The organism is Gracilimonas sp. (assembly GCF_035704785.1).
Lineage (GTDB): Bacteria > Bacteroidota > Rhodothermia > Balneolales > Balneolaceae > Gracilimonas.
Map to the genome: position 1 here is coordinate 1 of NZ_DASSWP010000198.1, position 14329 is coordinate 14329.

Below are 14329 nucleotides of genomic sequence, written 5' to 3' on the forward strand. Positions count from 1 at the left end.
AGAATACCGACCAGCTAAATTCTCTTAGATTATTCATTTAATTCTACATTAACTGAGTCGGAGGAAGCGTCAGGATCAACAGGCTCAAAATTAAGTACGTACTCATAGATCCAGTTTCTTTCTATTTCACCGAGTAAGTATTTTTCTATAACCAAGGAAGCAATTGGGGCCGCTGAGATAGATGCAAAGCCGGCATTTTCAACAAAGGCAGTCACAACAATTTCAGGATCATCCAATGGAGCAAATGAAGTAAACCATCCATGATCTAATCCATGAGGGTTTTGGGCAGTTCCGGTTTTACCTGCAATTTCAATTTCCGGGTGATTTGCGTACCAACGGCCACTACCTTCTTCAACAACTCCACGCATTCCTTTTTTTATAACTTCCAAATATTCATCTTTGACCCAATTGATCTTATCTCTTTCAATATTCACCCGAGTTAATTGTCCATCAGAAGTTCTGAAACCTTGCACCAGATGCGGACGAACCTTATAACCGCCATTAGAAAAAGCGCTTGTCATTTGAGCAACCTGTAAAGGAGAGACCGATATCATTCCTTGGCCGACACCAAAATTTATTAAGTCCCCCAATCCCCAGTTCCTCTCACCAAATCTATTATTGAGATAAGTACTATCAGGTATAATTCCAATATTAGCGTTTGGAAGATCGATGTTATTAGGAACACCTAATCCAAAATCTTTGATCAAATTGCTCCATTCATTTAGTTTACCTCGGGTAGCAATTTTATCCATCAACGAAAAGAAATAAGTATTACTTGAGAAAGTTATGGCTTCTTCCAGATCATATTCTCCGATATCAGCTAGATCTTTATAAGCTCTTCCACGAATATATGCCCCGCTATTATAAACTTGGGTTTCCGGGGTTACGATCCCAAGATGTAAGCCGGTAATACCCATAACAGGCTTAAAAATAGAACCGGGCGGTTGTCGGCTCGAAACAGCCCTATTGTACAAAGGCGATGTGGAATCTGCATTTATAGCTTGCCAGTATTCTATGTCTAACCTTCCGGCCAATCTGCTTAGATCATAAGAAGGAGAACTTACCAAAGCTAAAATAGCACCGGTGTGGGGATTCATGGCTATGACGGCTCCCCGTTTTCCTTCCATTAGTTCTTCTGCGAAAATTTGAAGACCAGTATCTATAGTGGTGATGATATCCGTTCCCTCTACAGGCGTACGGGAAAGAGTTGAATCTTCAAAATTACCCAAGGCTTGTCCAAAAACATTTACTCGTGAATATTTTATACCGGCCTGTCCTCGTAAAGTATCTTCATAGACAAATTCAAGGCCGCTTTTACCGACCCTGTCCCCCAGTCTGAGTTTTGGAGAATCCCTGTATTCACTTTCATTTGCTTCCCTTAAATATCCAAGCAGATGTGAAGCTTCCATTTCCGTTGGGTAATGACGCTTACTCTCAATTTGATGCCCAATGCCCGGAAGTTGCCATAAATTTTCCTGAACAGCTGAAAATGTGGAAAAATCTATTTCAGTAAATAATCGTGAAGTACGGTGCCAGGAATAATTTTGTGCTTCCTGAATTCTCGCAGTTAATAATGAATCACTAACTCCAAGGATAGAAGATAGCAAAGGGATCTTTTTTTCGTCAAAAAGGGAAGGGGTAATGGTAATGGAAAAGATCGGTTCATTATCAACGATCAGTTTACCATTGCGATCGTAAATTAATCCTCTTGCCGGATCAATATACTCCTGCCGGACAGAATTTTCCTGACCAAGAGCAGCATACACCTCGTACTCAATTATCTGTAAATAAAAAACCCGGCCCAATACAATTAATGTCAGGCTCACTATAATGACTTGTAAAGCTCTTATCGAAGTTCTTGTTCGATTTGTTTGACCTGATGACATAACTAACTAATTGCCTTTGAAAATGAAGAGCATTGATCCTAACAATGCAGTATATAAACTGTTTACAGCGATAAAAATTATAGGCGAAAATCCGGCCGCGTAAGCATCAATAAAACTAGCTAATCCAAATAAAATCAAATTATGAAAAAGGGCTGAAACCAATATAACAAAGAAAATCTGCCAGAATAATAACCTTCCCTCTTTTCTTCTGTTTATGAAATTATATACCAGAAAACAGAGTAAAGTTTTGGTGAACATATTAAGTCCCCAGAAATCAAAAAGAGCATCTTGAAGAAAACCCAAACCGGCTGCAAAAAGCACTAACTTAAATCTGTCATACTTCATTGCTAACCAAAGTAAATAAATCAATAAAGGATCAGGAGTAGCACCAAAAAAGCTTAAATGCTGAAATATGAGTACTTCAACAATTACAAAACTGACTCCAACTAATATGTCTTTAAATATTTCCTTGGTCATTCAAAAAGTTGATTATACTCTTGCTGCAGATTTGAAATACTGCTATCGGGTTTGAACTTAATGATAAAACCTTGCGCTATGTCAGCAAGCATTACGAATGGTTCTAAATAAATACGCTGGATCTGTCGCCCGGGCTCCGGTTCTGTTCTTATAACCCTTCCGATAGGAATACCTTCCGGAAATTGATTGCTGCTGCCAGACGTTTCCACTATGTAGCCACTATCAACGGAAACCGTTTGAGGAACAAAGTCCATAACAAGCTCTCCATACAGTTCGCCCTGCCAGCTTACAATGCCATATGCCTGATTTTCCTGAATTCGGGCACTCACCTTGAACAGGGTATTGTAATAAGGCATTACCTGTGAATAATTCCTTCCTGTAAGAACGATTTTACCAATTAAACCATCTGATGAAACTAGTGGCATTCCTTCTTCAAGGCTGTCTGCAGTTCCGGCATCTACAGTCAGGATATTATTGTAACCACTGAGTTGTTTCCCTACAATCAGCACGGGTTCAAGCTCATATTCACTGCTATCCTGAAAACTTAAAAGACTTCGGAGTTCTTGATTTTCTTGTTCTATGGAGCGCAATCGGCTCAATTCATCTTGCAAAAGAATATTCTGCCTTTGCAGATAGGTATTGGTATTCAATGCCTGACGGTAAACCCGAATGTTGGCAAGCGGTTCTTCAAGCAAACTTAGAGATGCAACAGCAACTTTTCGTAACGAATCTATACCGCCCTGATGCCTCCCAATCATAATACCGAGGGCAAAAATTAAGATAAGGGCGGTTACAATATAGTCTTTAGCATCACTTAAATTTAACGATCTAAATCGCATTCATTTCCGGGTATTAGGAAATTACCGGACGGTAATATTCAAGGTTTTCGAGTATAGCACCTGTCCCACGTACAACCGCTGTCAATGGATCTTCTGCAATATGGACAGGCAGATCGGTAGTTTCCATGATCAGTTTATCTAGATTTTTAAGAAGGGCACCGCCACCGGTTAGCATAATACCACGATCCAAAATATCTGCTGAAAGTTCGGGTGGGGTTTGCTCGAGTGATTTTGTGATAGATTCCACAATGGTATTTACAGATTCAGCTATCGCTTCACGAGCATCTTTAGAAGTAATGTGACGAGTTCGGGGCACTCCATTAACAAGATCACGGCCTTTCGTTATCATTTCCAGCTCTTCATCAAGAGGGGCTGCTGAGCCTATTTCGCATTTGATCTTTTCAGCTGTACGTTCACCGATTAACAGATTGTGATTTCTTCTGAAGTAATTGATGATATCATCGTTGAGTTCATCTCCGCCCAACCGTACCGATTGTGCATATACAATTCCTGATAATGCGATCACGGCTATTTCAGTAGTTCCGCCACCGATATCAACGATCATGCTGCCCACGGGTTCATGAACGTCAAGCCCGATACCAATTGCAGCGGCCATTGGTTCATCAACAAGGTAAACCTCTTTGGCACCTGCATGTTCAGCGCTGTCGCGAACGGCCCTTCGTTCCACCTCGGTTATACCGCTTGGTACACAGATTACCATCTGGCGGGTGGTAGAGTACCATTTCATTTTGACTTTCTTGATCATCCCCCGGATCATTTGCTCTGCAACTTCAAAGTCGGCAATAACACCATCTCTGAGCGGGCGAACGGTCCTGATCTTACTGTGTGTTTTCTCGTGCATCAACCTTGCTTCGTGCCCGGTTGCTACCGGTACGTTCTGCTGGTTGAGCGCTACAATAGAGGGTTCATTTAAGACGATACCTTCACCTCTTGAGTAAATAAGCGTGTTAGCTGTACCTAAATCAATGGCTATATCGGTGTAAAGAAAATCTAAGAAGCCTTTTTGAGATTGTTTTTTTGTGTGCTCTGAGGTATTCACTCCGCGTGATTCTGACATTTGCGCTGGTTAGATAATTTTAACATTTGGGGTGTAGATCAAAAGAAAATACAATTTTGCTATTGTATTTGCGAATGTATAAAGGATGAATATTCGGATTTTATTAAAAGAGAGTACATTCTCCTTTTTTGGATATCTGTATTAGTGTTTAAAATGACGCTTACTTGTGAAGATCATAGACATATCATGTTTATCTGCCATGGCTATTACTTCCTCATCTCTGATACTGCCACCGGGTTGTATTACAGCTTTCGCACCGGCTTTAGCAGCTGCTTCAACACCATCTGCAAATGGGAAAAAGGCATCAGAAGCAATGGCCGATCCTTTAAGATCCAGCCCTTCTTTACCTGCCTTGGCAACGGCTATTTCTGAGGAATCTACCCGGCTTGTTTGACCGGATCCAATTCCCAGGGTTCTGCCGTCTTTTGCATATACAATTGCATTTGATTTCACGTTTCTAACCACTTTCCAGGAAAAAAGCAGATCTTTCAGTTCCTGTTCCGTTGGCTTACGTTTGCTTACAATTTTAAAATCATCCGGGTTTGCAGGGGTTAGATCAGCTTCCTGATTTAACAGCCCGCCAAATATTGATCGATATGAAGATGCTTGTACTTCACGAACTGACTTTTTGATCCGAATTAATCGGCGATTTTTTTTCTGAGTTAAAAGGGCGAGTGATGCCTCACTGAATTCGGAAGCAATGATGATCTCGGTAAAGATTTCATCAATGGCTTTTGCAGTTTCAACATCCAGTTCCTGATTTACAATTACGATGCCTCCAAATGGAGAAACACGATCTGTACTAAATGCTTTTTTATATGCTTCGGTGAGATCATCGGCTAATCCAACCCCGCAAGGTATCGTATGTTTTATGATGGCACAGGCAGGCTCATTAACGTCAAAATCAGAAATAATATTGAGTGCGGCATCTACATCAAGGTAGTTGTTGTAGCTTAACTGTTTACCGTGAAAGCAATCGATAAATTCATTTTGATCACCATAAACTGCAGCTTTTTGGTGAGGATTTTCTCCATATCTTAGCTCTTGTGAGAGCGGGAAGGAGATATTGAATTGTTTTACAGGCTCTTCCTCGATCAACTCTGTAAAATAGTTTGAGATAGCGCTGTCATAGTCTGCTGTATGTGAGAACGCATCTTTGGCTAATTTTTTTCTGGTTCCGAAAGAGATCGCCATTTTTTCCTCAAGTTCGTCAATGAAATCCGGATATTGTGAAGGAGAACTCAGGATGGATACATGAGCAAAATTTTTGGCTGCTGCACGGATCATGGTAGGCCCGCCTATATCGATAAACTCTGTTGCTTCAGCAGGTGTTACATTTGGGGCAGCAATTTTACCCTTGAAAGGGTATAGATTTACCACTACTAATTCGATGGGAATGATACCAAGCTCCTTGATCTCTTCAACGTCAGATTCATGAGACGTCCTTGCTAAGATTCCTCCATGAACCATTGGATGCAAAGTTTTAACGCGACCATCAAGACACTCCTTGAACCCGGTTATTTCCGATACATCTTTTACCGGAATACCTTCAGCTTTTATGACTTTAGCCGTTCCGCCTGTCGAGATGATCTCAACTCCTGAATCATGTAATGCTTTGGCTAATTCAGGTAATCCTGTTTTATCAGAAACAGAGAGCAGTGCGCGGTTGATCTTTAAAGGGGTTTGTGGAAGTTTTGAAAGTGGTTTTAGAGACACAATTTATTTTTTAGAGGGTTTTCAAGTGTTTTTGAATGGCTTTGGGATAAAGCTGATGTTCTTCTTTTAAAATTTTTTCAGCAAGGAGTTCGGGGGTATCATTTTTCTCTATTTTAACTTTAGACCGGGCAATTACAGGCCCTTCATCAAATTCATCCGTAACTATGTGCACAGAACAGCCGGATTCTCCTTCATTTGCCTCAATAACAGCCCGATGAACATTCATTCCGTAAAATCCTTTTCCTCCAAATTTGGGTAAAAGGGAAGGGTGGATATTTAAGATCTTATTCTCAAATTCCCTTATCACTGAATTCGGGATCTTTTTTAAGTATCCGGCAAGTATAATGAGGTCTGCGTTCCATCCTCGAAGCTGAGTCAATAATTCCTCTGCAAACTCGGCTTCACCGGAAAGTTTATATGGGGAAATAATACATGTGGGGATATTATGTGTTTCAGCTCTTTGAAGGGCACCTATATTATCTTTATCAGTGATAAGTCCGGCTATACTCGCGGTGATTTCCCCTCGATCAACTGCATCAATAATGGATTGAAAGTTAGTGCCCGAGCCGGAGGCAAAAACAACGATATTCTTCAAAAGAGCTTAGGATTTTTCAGTGTCTGATTAGAAAGAAAATATAGGAAATGTTTAGGTGGGATAAAGAATTTTATTAGGTCAATCCGAGCCGGGTGAAGAACTGACATCCCTTTTAAAAACCTGATAGTTATTAAAACTCCAGCTTAATTGGGTAATAGTGATTTTAACAACGGTAGCGATGGGTATAGCGACAAGCATTCCTAAAATACCGGCTGTTTCAGCACCTATCAAAATGATGAATAAAATTGCGACCGGGTGCATATCGGCAGAACGGGAAAAAAGCATGGGTTGAAAAACAATATTATCGAGCATCTGAACAATAAATATAGCCAGGATACAAGCAGCTACTAAAGTAAAGTTTCCGGTCTCAATAATGGAAACAATAATGGACAGAAAATATCCTAATATAGGTCCAAAGTAGGGGATCGTGTTTGCTAAGCCTACGGCAATACCTACCGACATAGAATTATCCAATCCCGCAATACTCAATGTAGCCCATGATGAAAGCGCGACGAAAACGCTTTGCAAAAGAACACTTCTAAAATAAAATCCAAGTCGATTTTCAATTTTATCTAATACCGTAAGAGTAGTTTCAAAATACTTATTAGGAACCAATTGAAGCAGATCGCGACGTATTTTACTGCCGTCCTTAAGAAAAAAGAAAGCTGCAAATGGAACTACCAATACAGCAGAAAATATGTTGGTAAAAATACCTAATGCATTACTTACGATGGACGAAAGCTGATTTACATTGAAAAGCTCGTTAAAGACAAGCGTAGTATTTTTCTCAAGAAATCCCTCAGGTAAAAATTCAAATTTTGTAATGAGCTGATTTTCAACTCTTACGGCGATCTGCCGAATGTTATCAATATTCAGCTGAGCAGTAAGTTCAGCCATTTGGTTAGCAATGATCGGGATAACGCTGGTGGAGATGAAAACAAGAACAAGGATGACAGTGGCTAAAATTATAGTGATCCCGAAAGTACGATTTAAGCCCATTGACTGCAGCTTGTTAGCTAAAGGGTCCAGGATATAGCTCAGGATCATGGCTAAAACCAGGAATACAACAAGGTTGGAATAGTTGTACAAAATCATAAAACCCACAGCTACAGCAGCAAGTCCGATAATAAAACGTACAACCCTATCCAGTGTAATAGTTCTCATTGTGCAATAATAGCTAAGAGTTCATCCATATTCTTCAAAATATTTCCTGAATCGTACCCTTTTCTCATCAGAAAATCGAATACTTTCTTGCGTCTTTTCTCTTCAGGCTCCCGAAGATATCTCTTTTTTTTCTTTTGGATAAGTGTGACCATACTTTCTCTGATGGAATCATCACCAAATGAATTTTGAATAACTTTTTCGGTTACTTGTTTTGAGATGCCTTTCTTAAAAAGCTGAGTTCTGATCTTATAAGGACCCCAATCGTTGAATTCGAACTTATCGGCAGCATATTTCGCGGCAAATTTTTCGTCATTAATATAATCCTTCTGTTCAAACTCGTCCAAAAGTTCATCAATAAAAGCTCCTGAGTATCCTTTTTTGAAGGCTTTATCTTTGAGCTCTTTTCGGGAATGATCTCGACGTGATAATATCCGGAAAAAATATTCACGAGCAGCCCATCTATTTTCAGCTTCTTCAATTTGACGAAATAAGAAAGGCGTTATTTCAACGCCTTTCTTTAGTTTTAAATTAGTAAGTGTGGATTCCGAAACGCCAATGAGAAACTGGTCGTCCGCAAAAAGTGAAAACCGGGTCGCATTTTTTTTCTGAACCTGAATGTCAGAAATAACAGCCGGAAGAAGACTTCGTGCCTCCTCCAGCTTTTCCTCTTTTGACTTTCGCTTAGTCCTCAACGTCTGCTGTTTCTTTCTTTTTCTCTTTCTTTTTTTCCTCTTCTTCCGATTCCAGTATTTCGCCCATTAGCTTGGCCCGGACTTTTTCCTCAATACTTTTGGTAAGCTTCTCATCTTCTTCGAGGAATTGCATTGCTGCATCAGAACCCTGACCGATCGGTTCACCGTCGTAGCGGAACCAACTTCCTCGCTTCTCAATGATGTCGTATTCTACAGCCAAGTCAAGGATCTCAGAAATACGTGAGATACCTTTTCCGTACATAATGTTGAATTCTACGACCTTAAAGGGAGGTGCTACTTTGTTCTTTGCGATCTTCACTTTTGTCCGGTTTCCAACAACTTCATCACCTTTCTTGATGGAACCAATTCTGCGAATATCGATCCTGACGGATGAATAAAATTTAAGTGCACGTCCACCAGTTGTAGTTTCCGGGTTACCAAACATTACCCCGATCTTTTCACGAACCTGATTAATGAAAATGCATGAGGTACGGCTCTTATTAATGATACCGGTGATCTTTCTCATGGCCTGCGACATCAACCGTGCCTGAAGCCCCATATGAGAATCGCCCATTTCGCCTTCCAGTTCTGCGCGGGGTACAAGAGCGGCTACGGAATCAATAACTACAACATCCAGTGCACCCGAGCGAATGAGTGTTTCCGTGATCTCAAGAGCTTGTTCACCGCTGTCAGGCTGTGAAACCAGCAATTCTTCTACATTGATTCCCAGTGCTTTGGCATATCTTGGATCAAAAGCATGTTCGGCATCAATAAAAGCAGCATAACCGCCATTTTTTTGTGCCTGTGCAATAACCTGAAGAGCAAGAGTGGTTTTACCACTGGCCTCCGGACCGTAAATTTCAGTGACACGTCCCCGGGGAATTCCCTGTACTCCGAGTGCATAATCAACCATAATAGAGCCTGTGGATATTACATCAATATCCTGAATAGCTTCGGCTCCCAATTTCATAATGGTTCCTTTGCCATGTTGTTTTTCAATTTGCCCCACAGCCATATCGAGGGCTTTCATTCTGTCATCTGATTTCGCCATAATTATTTGTGTTTTTGAATTTGTTTTAGGCAAATATAAGGTACTGAGGTGTCAGTCTGTGTCACCCTTTTTGCACCGCATTCAATATATGTTCAATATATGTGATAGACAAATATCTCTTGAACCTTTTTCATATTTCCCAAAAATTTTCTGTTTGTATAGTAAGAGGGATAAAAATGGAATTCCTTACAAAATTTTTTCAAAAAAATTGATAGTCCCTATGGGACTAAAGAAACATCTGTAATAGAACGATTATTCTTTGGGTCGTCTCGCTGGGCGTTGTTTTTTCGCCAAACAATGAAGCATGACGCAATATCGAATCCAGTCCCGATAGGGACGGCCGAATATAGCCCCGGAGTTTACTCCGGGGTCGAAAGATTAATAGGGTATAATCCCGTAGGGATGAGCCAACCAAATTCATCCCGTAATAAAAATTTTATATATGGATCAAATCGCCACAACCACCCTCTCCAATTCATCCATCGCTTGCTCTATTTGAGAGGATGTGATATAAGGTGCCGGCCCAAATCGTAAAATTTGTCCGCGGGCATCGGTGAATACTCCGTTTTCCATTAGCTGTGCCCGGATCTCCCGGGCTTTTGGAGAGGTGAGTGATAGAAATCCCCCATTTCTTTCCAGGGGTTCTTTATGTGTGAGGCTGATGACCGAAGGATCAAAATTCTTTTCCTCAAAGATCTTGCGGAGGAGTCCGACCTGGGCTAAATATTGTTCTCGGAGGATATTCGCTGAAAGACCGTGTTCCTGAAAAAACTCCACGACTTTAGCGGCTCTAAATTGAGAGGAGGGATCGTAGGTACCGCTGGCAAAACGTTGGTTATCATGGTCATATTCGACCGGATCATTACTGCGTGGTTTATCAAGCGTACTGAATGATGCAAACCATCCTGTAATGGCAGGCCGGTAGTCACAATCTCTTGGGAATCTCAGAAAACAATTCGCCTCTCCCCATTGCAAATATTTGTAGCCCCCGATCAAAATAAAACAGTCTTCCAATCTGGCTTCACGGATGGAGAGGGGGACTACGTTGGTGCCGTGATAGTCATCGATCATCACGGGTATTCCTTTAGCCCGGGCAGCGGCCGCGATCTCAGTGAGGTGCGTATTGATCAGCGAAGTCTCAAAATATACCCTTGATAGCATCACAGCTGAAGTCTGGTCATCCAATTCTCCGATTATACGTTCCGCGAAACTTTCGTCGGGTTGAACCGGAACCCGTACGAATTCAAGGCCTTCTTCCTCAAGCCGGTGTAACTGACGAAACAGGGAATGAAATTCACCATCCGTAGAAATGATCTTAGGCTTATTTTTGAGATCAAGGCTGCTCATCCAGCTCACAAAAAGAACATGGGTACTTTCTTCGCGGCAATAGAATCCATCCGGATCATCATAAAAATCCCGTAGGTAATTGCGAAGGATCTCGGTCTTTTCGAATGCCGTTTCCCATTTGTTGTCCACATCGCGGGCGCAAACATCAAAGTATTCGGTCTGACCTTCTCGGGCTACATCGGGCCAGGCCTGATGGGAATGTCCGGTGAAAAGGAGGCGGTTGGCTACATCAAAATGCGTGTAGTGAGGCCTTAGTTTATGGGCTAAAAAATCAATGTCTGACATCGGGAACCTATAGAGTTAGTTTAGATGAGTTAACTAAAATTATGATGTAACTGTTCGTTTTAAAATCTGGATCGAATAGCCCAAAGGTCTGGGAAGATAGGTTGATTTAATGTTTTGTGAAGATATTTTGCTCCGTCAGACCCGCCGGTTCCCTTTTTAGTTCCGATCGTTCGCTCCACCATTTTTACGTGACGGTAACGCCACTCCTGCAAGCCTTCGTCATAATCTACAAAAAGCTCGGCAATCATAGCCGCTTCGGGATCATTTTTCATGGCTTCCACCAAGATTTCCTGAATATCATCAGAAGGTTCGTGGATCAATCCTTCCTCATTTTCTCTTTTGGGGTTAACCTCATAACCCCGGGTTCGCAAGTAGGTACAGAAACTTTCCCAAAGAGTTGATTCCTGCATACGTTTTTCCAATATATCAATGTGTTTGGGCTGATCTTTATGCGCTTCTTTCATGAGCGGAAAACGCAGTCCGCAAACGATCTCCATTTCCCGAAACTGCAACGATTGAAATCCGCTGGACTGCCCCAAGAATTTTCGAAAACTGTTAAACTCCAGGGGAGTCATGGTTTCCAAAACATCAATTTGAGAAACCATTGTTTTTAAAATGGTCAGCACACGACGCATGGTCTTAACAGAAGCCCAGGTTCGTCCGGCCTCAAGATCCTTGCGCAGTTTTCCAAACTCATGTAAGATCTGTTTGAACCATAATTCATAAGTTTGATGAATGATGATAAAAAGCATTTCATCATGTTCAGGTGGATCAGACTTATACTGTTGCAGTTCAGTGAGTTCGTGAATTTTGAGATAATTGGTGTAAGTCAGGCTCATAAATAAAGAAATTTGGTTCAGTTGTATAATACCGAGTTCAGCATTGTTTTGCTAAAAGGAATGACGGAGGGCTCAGGACCGACGACGGACGACCAATGACCAAATTTCGATTAATGATTAACTGTTCACGAATAACGAATCACCGGTAACGAAACACAAAAAAAATCTTTACTATAAATGTATGAATACATTGATCGCAGATAGTGGGGCTTCTAAAACCGATTGGGTTTTATTGGGAGAAGGAGAGCCTCAATTCATTCAGACCGAAGGACTTAATCCGCACTTGGTAACTGCGGCGGAGTTTATGAATGTATTGAGTAAAGAACTAAAGCCCAATATTTTAGGGAAAGCAGTTGATAAGATCCATTTTTATGGTTCAGGGTGTGGTTCACCTCAGAAGCAAAAAGAAGTAGAATCGTATTTGAAAGAGATCTTTGAGTTTGCTACCGTTAAAGTTGGAACCGACCTGGAGGCCGCTGGGATGGCATTATTTGGGGAGAAGGAAGGGATCGTCTGTATACTTGGAACGGGCTCAAGTTCGGCAGTTTATGCAAATAGGGAAATTATAAAGCAAATGCCTTCTGTCGGTTACCCGGAAGGCGATCAGGGAAGCGGAAGCGATATAGGAAAACGAATTCTGCAGTTATATAAAGAGCAAAAGTTGCATACGGATCTCAGGAAACACCTGGAGAATAAGATCGACATGGATTCAGAAAAGCTGACGCTGATGTTTAAGAAAACAAAGGAAGCCAAACTCTTTGCTTCTCAGATCTGTAAAGTGATGGGCACGAAATCATATTACCCCCAAATTCAAAAGATATTATATGAAGGATTTGAGTCTTTTTTAAAGAAAGTGAGCATGGCTTTTCCTGATGAGGTCAAAAGCCGGGAGCTAGGGTTTGTCGGGTCGATAGCTTCAGTTTATGAGGCAGAGCTTAGGGCCTGTGCTAAGCAAATGAATCTTGAGGTGAAGTCGGTGGTTCGTAGTCCCATCGAGCATATTGCCTTGCAGTTTTTGAAGAACGAAGGACCGACGACGTAAGACCGATGACCGTTTAACGAATAACGAAACTACCAATAACGAATTATGATCGATACCCACTCCCATATTTACCTCAACCAATTTGATGAAGATCGTGAAGCCGTAAATCAACGGGCAGTTGAAGCCGGAGTAAAAGCCATCTTCATGCCGGCCATTGACTTCAATTCCATTCCTCAGATGGAGAAACTGAGTCACCCTGAAATTGAATTCTACAAAATGGCAGGTATTCATCCCTGTGATGTAAAAGAAGAACTCCCAAAAGGTTACGAAGAAAAGCTGATGGAATATTGCTCAAAAGATGATTTCTATGCAGTGGGAGAGACCGGACTCGATTATTACTGGAGTACGGATCTGGTGAAACAACAAAAAGAAAGCTTCCATATTCACTGTAAGGTGGCCAAGCAGGTTCAAAAACCCGTGATCATCCACAACCGGGAAAGTACCGGTGATATGCTTGAGATCATTGAACAGGAACAGGATGGAAGCCTGAGCGGAATCTGGCACTGCTTTAACGGAACGGTTGAAGAAGGGAAAAGAGCCATTGATCTGGGATTACATCTTGGCATCGGGGGAGTGGTGACCTTCAAAAACGCCGGGGTTGATAAAACAGTGGCACAGCTCCCCATAGATAAAATGATGCTTGAAACCGATGCTCCTTATTTATCTCCAACCCCCAAACGCGGAAAACGCAATGAACCTGCTTTTATGAAATTCACCGCTCAAAAACTCGCCGATATTTTTGACATGAGTTTGGATGAAATTGATGAGAAGACTACGGCGACGGCGAAGCGGTTGTTTGGGATTTAAAAAAGTTCAATAGAATTTTAACCTCGTTCCGGTGCTCGGCTCCGGAATGCGCCATAGAGGCTCTGCCTCAAACTATTCAATTGGCTTCTGGATTTTCTTTCGATTTCAAGAGTTGCTTGATTTGAAATTTTAGCCGTTTATTAACTCGCAGTCTCCACACGCTTAATGCTCTGGGCCGTTAGACAAAACCTTAATCTTAAAGTTAACTCATACTTTTTTAAATGAATCTATTCAATATGTCTAAATCCATGTCTCGAGTCTTATTTTTTGCAATAATTGCATGTGTAGTTATAGCATGTTCTGATAATAAAAAAACGGAAGATGCGATTGCACCAACACCCTTACCTACCACCATTTCAAATTGGACTGCAGGCATTGTGCATGACAGTACACGTACATTTGCAATAGTTCAAGAGGTTCGTACAGCGCGCCACGATGATTTTGAACGCATTGTATTTGAATTTAGCGGATCAGAAATTCCCGGCTTTCATATTGAGTATGTTGACGAACC

At 41.3% G+C, this 14329-nt stretch carries 14 protein-coding genes; 3 read left to right on the plus strand and 11 right to left on the minus strand.

Features of this window, described 5'->3' with window-relative positions:
• Nucleotides 1–29 precede the first annotated feature (29 nt).
• From mrdA to VFM80_RS11425, 11 genes are all read right to left on the minus strand, one after another.
• Nucleotides 30–1886, minus strand: coding sequence for a penicillin-binding protein 2 (mrdA, locus tag VFM80_RS11375; protein ID WP_395071950.1), 1857 nt, complete (start codon nucleotides 1884–1886; stop codon nucleotides 30–32).
• Nucleotides 1887–1892: 6 nt separating this feature from the next.
• Entirely contained in the window at nucleotides 1893–2363 is a 471-nt protein-coding gene (gene mreD, locus VFM80_RS11380; RefSeq protein ID WP_395071951.1) for a rod shape-determining protein MreD, read from the minus strand.
• Nucleotides 2360–3202: a rod shape-determining protein MreC gene (gene mreC, locus VFM80_RS11385; RefSeq protein WP_395071952.1), complete on the minus strand. Its 843-nt coding sequence runs from the start codon at nucleotides 3200–3202 to the stop codon at nucleotides 2360–2362. The genes mreD and mreC overlap by 4 nt, the downstream gene beginning before the upstream one ends.
• A 13-nt stretch (nucleotides 3203–3215) precedes the next feature.
• On the minus strand, nucleotides 3216–4280 hold the full coding sequence (locus VFM80_RS11390) for a rod shape-determining protein (protein ID WP_395071953.1): 1065 nt from the start codon (nucleotides 4278–4280) through the stop codon (nucleotides 3216–3218).
• Nucleotides 4281–4421: 141 nt separating this feature from the next.
• On the minus strand, nucleotides 4422–5996 hold the full coding sequence (purH, locus tag VFM80_RS11395) for a bifunctional phosphoribosylaminoimidazolecarboxamide formyltransferase/IMP cyclohydrolase (RefSeq protein ID WP_395071954.1): 1575 nt from the start codon (nucleotides 5994–5996) through the stop codon (nucleotides 4422–4424).
• A gap of 10 nt (nucleotides 5997–6006) precedes the next feature.
• Entirely contained in the window at nucleotides 6007–6591 is a 585-nt protein-coding gene (gene purN / locus VFM80_RS11400) for a phosphoribosylglycinamide formyltransferase (protein WP_395071955.1), read from the minus strand.
• 78 nt (nucleotides 6592–6669) lie between these two features.
• Entirely contained in the window at nucleotides 6670–7755 is a 1086-nt protein-coding gene (locus VFM80_RS11405; protein ID WP_395071956.1) for an AI-2E family transporter, read from the minus strand.
• A complete protein-coding gene (locus VFM80_RS11410) occupies nucleotides 7752–8447 on the minus strand; it encodes a regulatory protein RecX (RefSeq protein WP_395071957.1) in 696 nt (231 codons plus the stop codon). The genes VFM80_RS11405 and VFM80_RS11410 overlap by 4 nt, the downstream gene beginning before the upstream one ends.
• Nucleotides 8437–9498: a recombinase RecA gene (gene recA, locus VFM80_RS11415; protein WP_395071958.1), complete on the minus strand. Its 1062-nt coding sequence runs from the start codon at nucleotides 9496–9498 to the stop codon at nucleotides 8437–8439. The genes VFM80_RS11410 and recA overlap by 11 nt, the downstream gene beginning before the upstream one ends.
• A 447-nt stretch (nucleotides 9499–9945) precedes the next feature.
• Nucleotides 9946–11130, minus strand: coding sequence for a hypothetical protein (locus VFM80_RS11420; protein ID WP_395071959.1), 1185 nt, complete (start codon nucleotides 11128–11130; stop codon nucleotides 9946–9948).
• A gap of 59 nt (nucleotides 11131–11189) precedes the next feature.
• Entirely contained in the window at nucleotides 11190–11969 is a 780-nt protein-coding gene (locus VFM80_RS11425) for a tryptophan 2,3-dioxygenase (protein WP_395071960.1), read from the minus strand.
• 181 nt (nucleotides 11970–12150) lie between these two features.
• Here VFM80_RS11425 and VFM80_RS11430 point away from each other — a divergent pair, with 181 nt between their 5' ends.
• The 3 genes from VFM80_RS11430 to VFM80_RS11440 form a co-directional block, all read left to right on the plus strand.
• Entirely contained in the window at nucleotides 12151–13011 is an 861-nt protein-coding gene (locus VFM80_RS11430) for a hypothetical protein (RefSeq protein ID WP_395071961.1), read from the plus strand.
• 45 nt (nucleotides 13012–13056) lie between these two features.
• Complete coding sequence (locus tag VFM80_RS11435) at nucleotides 13057–13818, plus strand: TatD family hydrolase (protein WP_395071962.1); 762 nt, start codon at nucleotides 13057–13059, stop codon at nucleotides 13816–13818.
• A gap of 248 nt (nucleotides 13819–14066) precedes the next feature.
• A partial coding sequence (locus VFM80_RS11440; RefSeq protein WP_422653667.1) for an AMIN-like domain-containing (lipo)protein occupies nucleotides 14067–14329 on the plus strand: 263 nt, incomplete at its 3' end.

Bases quoted from the DNA above. Each gene is read 5' to 3' on its own strand.
- mrdA (WP_395071950.1), bottom strand. From the start codon at position 1,886: ATGTCATCAGGTCAAACAAATCGAACAAGAACTTCGATAAGAGCTTTA.
- mreD (WP_395071951.1), bottom strand. From the start codon at position 2,363: ATGACCAAGGAAATATTTAAAGACATATTAGTTGGAGTCAGTTTTGTA.
- mreC (WP_395071952.1), bottom strand. From the start codon at position 3,202: ATGCGATTTAGATCGTTAAATTTAAGTGATGCTAAAGACTATATTGTA.
- VFM80_RS11390 (WP_395071953.1), bottom strand. From the start codon at position 4,280: ATGTCAGAATCACGCGGAGTGAATACCTCAGAGCACACAAAAAAACAA.
- VFM80_RS11405 (WP_395071956.1), bottom strand. From the start codon at position 7,755: ATGAGAACTATTACACTGGATAGGGTTGTACGTTTTATTATCGGACTT.
- recA (WP_395071958.1), bottom strand. From the start codon at position 9,498: ATGGCGAAATCAGATGACAGAATGAAAGCCCTCGATATGGCTGTGGGG.
- VFM80_RS11420 (WP_395071959.1), bottom strand. From the start codon at position 11,130: ATGTCAGACATTGATTTTTTAGCCCATAAACTAAGGCCTCACTACACG.
- VFM80_RS11425 (WP_395071960.1), bottom strand. From the start codon at position 11,969: ATGAGCCTGACTTACACCAATTATCTCAAAATTCACGAACTCACTGAA.
- VFM80_RS11430 (WP_395071961.1), top strand. From the start codon at position 12,151: ATGAATACATTGATCGCAGATAGTGGGGCTTCTAAAACCGATTGGGTT.
- VFM80_RS11435 (WP_395071962.1), top strand. From the start codon at position 13,057: ATGATCGATACCCACTCCCATATTTACCTCAACCAATTTGATGAAGAT.